At 45.3% G+C, this 7,683-nt stretch carries 6 protein-coding genes and 1 pseudogene; 4 read left to right on the top strand and 3 right to left on the bottom strand.

What is annotated here, in order from left to right; genetic code table 11:
* Positions 1-673 (bottom strand): annotated as a pseudogene (locus VIP81_RS10140) (hypothetical protein); the annotation flags it as partial.
* A gap of 153 nt (positions 674-826) precedes the next feature.
* A complete protein-coding gene (locus VIP81_RS10135) occupies positions 827-1,798 on the bottom strand; it encodes a DUF1080 domain-containing protein (RefSeq protein WP_331959377.1) in 972 nt (323 codons plus the stop codon).
* Between the two features lie 270 nt (positions 1,799-2,068).
* Here VIP81_RS10135 and VIP81_RS10130 point away from each other — a divergent pair, with 270 nt between their 5' ends.
* The 3 genes from VIP81_RS10130 to VIP81_RS10120 all read left to right on the top strand — a co-directional run bounded on the left by VIP81_RS10130 (position 2,069) and on the right by VIP81_RS10120 (position 6,392).
* Entirely contained in the window at positions 2,069-4,072 is a 2,004-nt protein-coding gene (locus VIP81_RS10130; protein ID WP_331959374.1) for a TonB-dependent receptor, read from the top strand.
* A gap of 13 nt (positions 4,073-4,085) precedes the next feature.
* A complete protein-coding gene (locus VIP81_RS10125; RefSeq protein ID WP_331959371.1) occupies positions 4,086-5,102 on the top strand; it encodes an AAA family ATPase in 1,017 nt (338 codons plus the stop codon).
* 99 nt (positions 5,103-5,201) lie between these two features.
* Positions 5,202-6,392, top strand: coding sequence for a macrolide family glycosyltransferase (locus VIP81_RS10120; protein ID WP_331959368.1), 1,191 nt, complete (start codon positions 5,202-5,204; stop codon positions 6,390-6,392).
* 108 nt (positions 6,393-6,500) lie between these two features.
* Here the strand turns inward: VIP81_RS10120 and VIP81_RS10115 are convergent, their stop codons facing one another.
* Positions 6,501-7,160: an epimerase gene (locus tag VIP81_RS10115; protein ID WP_331959366.1), complete on the bottom strand. Its 660-nt coding sequence runs from the start codon at positions 7,158-7,160 to the stop codon at positions 6,501-6,503.
* A 234-nt stretch (positions 7,161-7,394) separates the two neighbouring features.
* On the opposite strand from VIP81_RS10115, the gene VIP81_RS10110 reads away from it, so the two are divergent.
* Positions 7,395-7,683 (top strand): hypothetical protein (locus tag VIP81_RS10110; protein ID WP_331959363.1); only part of this gene is annotated, 289 nt, incomplete at its 3' end.

Here is a 7,683-nt window from a genome sequence, read left to right as displayed (position 1 = left end):
TAATCTCCCCGTTGATCCACGTTTGACTTTTACCATCGCGTACCAGGTCATCCATGCCCATAAATTTCACCCACTGCGGGGTAACGGGTTTGGATATACGAATGGTATCGCCTGCGCGAAAAGCGCCTGGATTATTCACGTGTAACTGCATAGCGCCTGCGGGCACATAAGCGTCTGTTATAGTAGCGGCGGGCCCTGATGCCAGGTATACAGGTTTACCTTTGATGCTTACGCCTACATGTGGCGCGCCCGACAACTGCAGTATGGTGCCGTTTTCCCTGTTGCCACTGCCTGTCAGCACCACGCCACTGTTTTGAATGGTAATGGTTTTATCGCATTGCCAGGTACCGGGGCCTAGTAAAACGGTGCCTCTCCAGCCATTGACCAACGGTAACGCGCCTACGTTATCGATGGCCGCCTGAATAGCAGCGGAATTATCGCCGGCAAGGGGTTGCAGGGAAATTTTCACAGGTACCTGCGGAATCTTCACACCACCTCCTTTGTAACCGGCATAAGAGAAATCCATTATTTTATCTCCCCGGGCTGTGGTATCATACACCAGTCTTCCTTTGGCTGATAGTGATACCCATGGCTGCTGTGCGGGCAAAGCTGTGCTGACAGCCAGTAATAAAACAGTGGTAAAAAGGGTGCGTTGGCAAATAGTGTTTTTCATAAGGGAATAGCATATGATACGCGAATAGCTTAAAGCTACTCTTTCAAATGAATATTTTCATCTTCCGGTAAAATAAAAAAACGTGATACATTCCGGAGAACAGTATCACGTTTTTTATTATTTTTTAGAGAGATGGCCGCTATTGCGTTCTTTCTATTTTGCAGGCGTAATGGTAATGTTTCTGAACTCAATAGGTCCATGGTCGCCCTGGAAGTAGATAGGGCCTGGTTCATCTTCATTGCAGTCCAGCGCACCGCCGGTGATACCTGGAATTTCCTGGCTGCAGATGATGTTTTTACCGTTGGCAATCACCGTTACAATACGGCCTACCAGCGTGATGTCAAACGTCTGCCATTCGCCGGGTACGCCTACTGCCATTTCATTAGGCACCAGGAAACCATATACCCCTCCAAACAGGTGGCTGTTGGGATGGTCGGTCTTAGGATTATCGATGATCTGTGTTTCATAACGGCCTCTCAGATAAACGCCGCTATTGCTGCCTTTCTGATAGCGGAATTCCACATGCAGTTTAAAATCTTTGAACTTTTGTTCGGAGATCAGGTTAGCACCTGAATGCGGGCTGCTCAGGATACCATCTTTTACGATCCACTGGTTTTCACCTAATGCTTTCCAGCCGCTCAGGTCTTTGCCGTTGAACAATTTCACCGGCTTACCCCACACGGGCGCCGATGTACGCTTCATATCGGGCGCTTTTACGCCGGTAAATGAATAAGTTTGACCATCACTGGTATGGATACTACCGCTGATGCCGGAAGCAGTTACATTTCCTTCCAGGGTCAGATCGCGGTCTTCTTTTTCCCATTGTGGCGGGATGGCGAAACTAAACTTGCCATTATCGAAGTTTACTTTAGAGATAGGTCTGGCACTTCCACCAGTGCTCACAAAACGACCTACCAGTGTACTGAAACCGGAAAGTTCCACTTCCAGCCAGGAAGGCCTATCGGCACCATTTTCATTAACTTTAATATCCCAGCGTCCTACCAGCGAGCCACCATTAACCGTCTCTGTCTTAATAGCTGACACCTGTCCCATTACCTGGGTAGTATTCACCAACCCCAGTCCCATACAGCATACCAGACCAGCGATAATACATTTCTTATTCATGTCCATGTTCGTATTTGATGAAGAAAGCTATAAAGATAAATATTTGAAGCTGGTTTTATAATGCTTTGTTGGGTTTATTTAAGGATACGCCAATGGACCTACGATATCAAAACTAACACAAACGTGTTAGCTTAGTTTCAGAATAGGTCAATATATTTGTGTAATTATTACACTAATTATACTTTCCCTGTGTGACAGGCCATCATCGCTATAATACACCAATTACGTATAGCCGTGTGGTTAATAACCGGGGACATTTTAGCACACTGTATGAAGCGAAATTTTTTAGTAACCCTTGTTCCCCTGATGTTTGGTTTGTTAGCTCACGCACAAGATACCTTAACGCCCCAAAAAGACAGCAGCCGGCATTTGGAAGCAGTCATCATCAGCTATCGGGCAAATAAAGCCACACCGGTCACCTACCAGGATATGGATATGAAGGTATTGCGGGAGAAAAATACCGGGCAGGAACCTTCTTTTCTTTTGTCTGAAACACCGGCTATCACGGTGTATTCTGACGCCGGCAACCAGCAGGGATACTCCTATTACCGTTTACGCGGGATGGATCAAACAAGAGTCAACACTACGCTGGATGGCATGCCACTGAATGAGCCGGAAGACCAGGGCGCCTACTTTTCCAACTATCCGGATATCCTGAACTCGATTAGCAAAATACAGATTCAGCGGGGTGTGGGCACCTCCAAAAACGGGGCGGCCAGTTATGCCGGCAGTATGCAACTGTTTTCGCCGGATTTAAGCGACGCCGCCGGCGCCACGCTGGGCATAGGTTATGGCTCCTATAACAGCTTCCGGGTTTTCGGGGAATACAAAAGTGGTCTCAAAAACAGGAAAGCATTATACGTCAGGGCATCGCAGGTATACACCGATGGCTATAAAGATCATGCTTTCAATAACTCCCAATCTGTTTTTATCAGCGGAGGATTGTTCTATAAGAAAAGTACCTGGAAGATGAATGTTATGGCTGGCCATCAGCAAAACGGCATGGCCTGGCTCCCCGTAGCGGATTCGCTGATTGCGAAAAACCGTCGCGCCAACGCTAATACCAAAGCGGAGAAAGATCAGTTCTTCCAGGGGTTAATACAGCTGCAACACATCTGGCAGCCGACTACGCATGGCACGCTTACTTCCAGTCTTTATTATACGTTTCTGAAAGGTGGCTACGATTTCGATGTCAATAATTACCTGGCATTACCTCCGGACGGCGATTTATTCCACTATGGATTCCGCTCTCATTTCTCCGGCTTCTTCAGTAACTACGCACTCACGTACGAGCATGTGAAATGGACCAGCGGTATCCATGGCAATATTTACACCCGGCAGCATGTGGGCACCGATCAGCTGTTGGGGGAATTGTATAAAAATGACGGTTATAAAAATGAAGTTAACGCCTTCAGCAAAATAGAATACAACTGGCATCAGGTCTCTTTGTATGCCGATCTGCAATACCGGTTTTCTTCCTTTAACTATAAAGGAAGTGTGCCTTTTGAACAGATGAACTGGCACTTCATCAATCCTAAAGCAGGCGTGAGTTATGCGCTGAACCATCAGACAAATATTTATTACAGCATTGGCAAAACCGGTCGTGAACCTACGCGGAATGATATCTTTGGCGGCAACGATGACCTGCCGGCAGATAGCAGCGGCAAAATGCTGCTGCTGAACCGTGATCCGGAATGGGTGGTAGATCATGAATTGGGCATCCGCTTCCATCAACGCCGGTTGGCGTTGCAACTGAACGGCTACTATATGAATTTCAGAAACGAAATTGTGTTGAACGGACAGCTGGGCCCTAATGGGTTACTGCTGACCAATACGGTAGATCGCAGTTTCAGAACAGGGATAGAACTACAAGCAACCTACCGGTTAAGTACGGCATTTAGTTTCAGCAATAATTCGGCTTTTAATTACAGCCGTATAAAAGAAACCACCACTACTTTCCGTCCTATTTTAACGCCGGCATTTCTTATTAACCAGGAAGTGGCGTATCGCTGCAAAAACCTATTGCTGGCGGTAAACGGAAGGTATCAAAGCGCGTCTTACATTAACTTCGCCAACGATGCGAGCATCAAAGGGTATGTACTACTGAATGCAAGAATACAGTATATCCTTCACCGTTATACGGTTTCACTGTTTGTCAATAACATCAGCAATACAAAGTATTACAACAACGGAACAGTGGCCGCAGATGGTACGCGGCAATATTTTGTGCAGGCGCCACGGAACGTGTATGTAGCTTTTAAATATAGTTTTTAGATTAAACTTGCGTATGAATAAAGCATTTGTGTTTGGAAAGTTTATGCCTTTTCATAAGGGACATGAGGCGATGATTAACTTTGCTTTGTCTGCCTGTGATTTTTTAACCGTACTGATTTGTTGCAGTGACCAGGAGCCCCTACCTGCCGCCATCCGCCAGTCCTGGCTGGAAGATACTTTCCGGCATATCCCGCATATAGAAATCCGAACGTATGAATACGATGAACAGCTGCTGCCCAATACCTCCGAAACCTCGGTTACGATATCGGCTATATGGGCGGAGCAGTTTAAACAGTTTTTCCCGGATTATAATATAGTGGTCACTGCCGAACCTTATGGTGATCTGGTGGCGGAGTTCATGGGCATCCGGCATATTCCGTTTAACCTGAAAAAGGATTTGTATCCGGTATCTGCCACCCATATAAGAACTAATTTGTTCAACAACTGGGCATATTTGCCCGATAGCGTAAAAGCATCTTTAGTGACAAAAGTAGTATTGCTGGGCACAGAATCCACAGGCAAAACCACGCTGACAGCAAAGCTCGCCGAACATTTTAAAGCCGGCGCTGTGATGGAAGCGGCGCGTGATATTGTAGCCGATTCCAATAATTTCGGTCTGCCTGATCTTTACCTGATTGCCAATGCACATGCTGAAAATATCCGGCGGATGGCAACAGGTCATAGCCCGCTGCTGATCATTGATACGGATATTTATATTACTTTGTCTTACGGCGAATATGCCTTTGGAGAAACGCTGCAAATAGACGCCGCCACCTGGCAGGCAAATAAAGCAGACCTATATCTTTATCTCAATAATGATGTGCCCTATGTGCAGGACGGAACACGTTTGAGTGAGGCAGAAAGAAATTTGCTGGACCAGTCGCACCGCCGCATCCTGGATAAATACCAGGTCCCTTATACAGAAATTATGGGCAACTGGGAAGAACGATTCGCGCAATCGGTGGCGCTGGTAAAGCAATTGCTGCAGCAGAAAATGAACAGCTGGTGTAGTAAAGAGAAGCACTGGTAGGCCGCCCGTTTTAGCGGGAATGACTACTCTTTTATACATCTTCCTAAAATAAAAAAGCAACTGGTTCGTCTACCTTACTAACCAATTAACATATTACATATGTCAACAGTGCTTTTTTTAGGTGTCCCTTCCCATGGGCATATCAATCCCACCTTAGGATTGGTGAGCGAGCTGGTAGCGCAGGGCGAGGAAGTTATTTATTTTGCTTCCGATGAGTTTAAAGAAAAGATCCTTGCTACAGGCGCGGAATTTCATGCCTATTCCGCCGACCTGAATATTTTTAAAATGGATACGGAGGAAGGGGATGATCCTATGCTGCTGGCGCTTTCACAGGCCGATACTATTGTAGCCGATATCCTGGATCAGATCAAAGACATTCGATTTGATTACCTTATTCACTCTGCTGCTTTTCCTTTTACAAAAGTGATATCACCGTTACTGAATATTCCTACCATATCTTCTTTGGCTATCTTTGCAGGTTTAAAGGATTTTTTGGAAGAAATGAATCAGTCTCACGAAGCCTTTCCGGGTATGGAGGCGATGTTCAACGCTTATGAAGCTGCCGCTCAAAAGCTCTATGCTACTTATGGCGTGAGTTTACCGAAAAATTTCCTGGAGATGATTTACAATACCGGAGATATCAACCTGGTATATACTTCCAAATATTTCACACCAGACCTGGATTTCTTTGATGACAGTTTTAAATTCGTAGGTCCTCCTATTTATGCGAGAAAAGAAAATATGGACTTTCCTTTTGAGCGGTTACAAAATAAGAAGGTGATCTATATTTCACTGGGAACGATCTTTAGCAATTACAATCATGCGCTCTATCCTATTTTCTTCAAAAGCTTTGCAGATCAGGAGGTGGTGGTAGTAATGGCAGCGTACCAGGTGGATCTTACGGGCTATGATATTCCCACCAATTTTATTGTCCGGGATTATGTACCGCAATCCGCCATTTTAGCCTATGCCGATGTAGCCATCACGCATGCGGGGATGAATAGTATCAGCGATTTAATATACAGCAACACACCGTTTGTGGCCATCCCGCTGGGAGCTGATCAACCTGCACTCGCAGAAAAAGCAGCTGCACTCGGCGCTACGATTGTGCTGGATGCCAGCAAGCTTACGGCCGAAGTACTCACCGCAGCAACAGAAAAAGTATGCAATGATCCCAGCTATCTTCAGGGCATCCGAAAGATCAGTGATTCTTTTAAAGCAGCAGGTGGTTATAAAAAAGCGGTAGAAGAAATTTTTATACTGAAAAAAGAGAAAGGGATAAGTAACTAACGGTAAGGTATATACGCCATTATTCAAAATAAATTATCCCGGAGGCTTGTCCTATGCGTATTGCTGGCATAGCGGGCCTCCGGCATATTTTTTGAGCTGCCGGCGGTATCAGGATTTTGCCAGCTCCACAATATCTTTCACATTTATAATTCTTTGGTGATAGCCGTTTTCAGCTACCTTTATCATGGCCAGTCCTACTTCTTTCAGGGTACAAAATCCTGCAGGGTAAAGACTACGACCAATAGGATACAGCCAGGCAAAGTATTTATAGTACGACTTTAAATTTTTCTGTCCCGGGCTCGCTTTCATAAAGGCAGGGCGAAACATATACGACTGCCGGAACAGGCGCATCAGTGCATTTTCGGTAGCGCCTTTTACGCGGGCCCAAGCCACACTACCTTTTTCGCTGCTATCAGTACCGGCGCCGGTAACATAGCAAAAGGTCATATCCGGACTGAGCTTTGCCAGCACATTGGCTACGCTCATGGTCAGGTCGTAGGTAATATGTTGATATACTTCTTTGCTGATGCCTACAGAAGAGGTGCCCAGGCAAAAAAAGCAGGCATTGTAACCTGACAGTTGTGATTCAATAGGTGACAGGTTAAAAAAATCAGTATGGATAATTTCCTGCAGTTTGGGATGTGATATCCCTCCCGGCTTTCGATTGATGACCAGCACCTGTTCTACATCCGGATGTTGCAGGCACTCCAGCAATACCCCTTCCCCTACCATGCCGGTGGCCCCGGTTACAATTGCTTTGATTTTCATAAGTTATCTGTTATAAAGTTTTATATCCCTCCGGGTTGGTACTACTTCTATTGAAAAGAAATGACTTACGTAAGATACATCACTATAATTGATTATTACATCCGTTTGTAGTAACATTCCCAGCTTCCATAATGTTCATACCAGGGTATTAAACTTCTCAAGCTCAGATCCCCATCAGCAGGGCTGTAACATTTGTTTTGTGGTGTCCGTTTAACACTAAAACCCCCTCCCCTTATGCATATTTCTACTATACTTAAGTTCTCCCTTACGGCAATGATGGTATGGGCCCTAAGTGGCTGTGTAAAGGATCAGTGCAGCAAAACCGTATTTACAAAAATATATACGCCTGTTTTCATGTCAGTAAAGGACTATCTGGCAACCGCTAAATCTGAGCCACCCAAAGCGCTTGGAGTAACGGGTAAGATCTATACAAAAGATCAATATATTTTTGTGTCGGAGCCCTACGAGGGCATTCACATTATAGATAACAGCCAGCCCAAGGCGCCGAAGAATATTGCTTTTT

Origin of the sequence: Chitinophaga sp., from assembly GCF_036566945.1 — a bacterium.
Classification (GTDB): domain Bacteria; phylum Bacteroidota; class Bacteroidia; order Chitinophagales; family Chitinophagaceae; genus Chitinophaga.
The sequence above is the reverse complement of the archived record's forward strand: the minus strand, read 5'-3'. Positions and strand labels throughout refer to the sequence as shown.

Coding starts and splice junctions, on each gene's coding strand:
- VIP81_RS10135 (WP_331959377.1), bottom strand. CDS start 1,798: ATGAATAAGAAATGTATTATCGCTGGTCTGGTATGCTGTATGGGACTG.
- VIP81_RS10130 (WP_331959374.1), top strand. CDS start 2,069: ATGAAGCGAAATTTTTTAGTAACCCTTGTTCCCCTGATGTTTGGTTTG.
- VIP81_RS10125 (WP_331959371.1), top strand. CDS start 4,086: ATGAATAAAGCATTTGTGTTTGGAAAGTTTATGCCTTTTCATAAGGGA.
- VIP81_RS10120 (WP_331959368.1), top strand. CDS start 5,202: ATGTCAACAGTGCTTTTTTTAGGTGTCCCTTCCCATGGGCATATCAAT.
- VIP81_RS10115 (WP_331959366.1), bottom strand. CDS start 7,160: ATGAAAATCAAAGCAATTGTAACCGGGGCCACCGGCATGGTAGGGGAA.